This is a genomic window from Pseudomonas protegens, from assembly GCF_003732485.1.
Classification (GTDB): domain Bacteria; phylum Pseudomonadota; class Gammaproteobacteria; order Pseudomonadales; family Pseudomonadaceae; genus Aquipseudomonas; species Aquipseudomonas protegens_B.
The window spans coordinates 39083-39832 of the sequence record NZ_MOAK01000038.1 but is presented as its reverse complement, the minus strand read 5'-3'; the positions used below and the strand labels follow the sequence as shown (position 1 = coordinate 39832).

The 750-nt window shown below is 64.5% G+C and carries 1 protein-coding gene; it reads right to left on the bottom strand.

The features are described from left to right. The coding region (locus tag BLX41_RS34895) for an efflux RND transporter permease subunit (RefSeq protein WP_259744611.1) at positions 1 to 750 on the bottom strand (750 nt) is incomplete at both ends.

Sequence of the window (750 nt, the reverse complement as noted above, 5' to 3'; positions counted from 1 at the left end):
TCTGGCTGCTGATGTCTGCCGGCAGGAAGGCGAACTGGCTGCCGGGGAAGCTTTCCGGCAAGGCTTCACGCAGTTGTTTCACATAGTCGGCGCTGGGGGCGTGGCCGGGTTTGAGGGTGACCTGGATATCACCGTCCTGGGGGCCAATGGTGCCGCTGTTGCTGTAGGCCATGTCGATGCCGCTCAAGGGGATGCCGATGTTGTCGATGATGCTGTCCAGTTGCTCGGCCGGAATCACTTCGCGAATCCGCGCTTCGATGCGGTCGAAGGCCGCCGCGCTTTCCTCGATCCGTGTGCCCAGGGGCAGGCGCACGTGCAGGGCCAGAGCGCCGGCGTCGGTGGCGGGGAAGAAGTCCTGGCCCAGGCTTGGCAACAGGGCGAAGGAGGCCAGAACGCAGATCAAGAAGCCGAGGATGAAGGTCTTGCGTCGGCCCAAGGCCAGGTGCAGCAGGCCGTGGTAGGTGTCGCGCACAGTGGAGAAACGCGCCTCAAAACCCTGCTGAAAGGCCAATAGCCCGCGCACCAGGGCATTGCGCGGCTTGGCGTGCTGCTCGCCCTCGTGATGGTTGATGAAGGCATCTTCCGGGTGATGCCCCGGGCCTGCTTCCGGCGTATGGGGCTTGAGCAGGTACATGGCCAGTGTGGGCACCAGGGTCCGCGAGAGGATGAACGAGCTGGCCATGGCGAAGATCACCGCCAGGGCCATGGGCCGGAACAGGTAGCCGGCGATGCCCTGCAACAGGAACATCG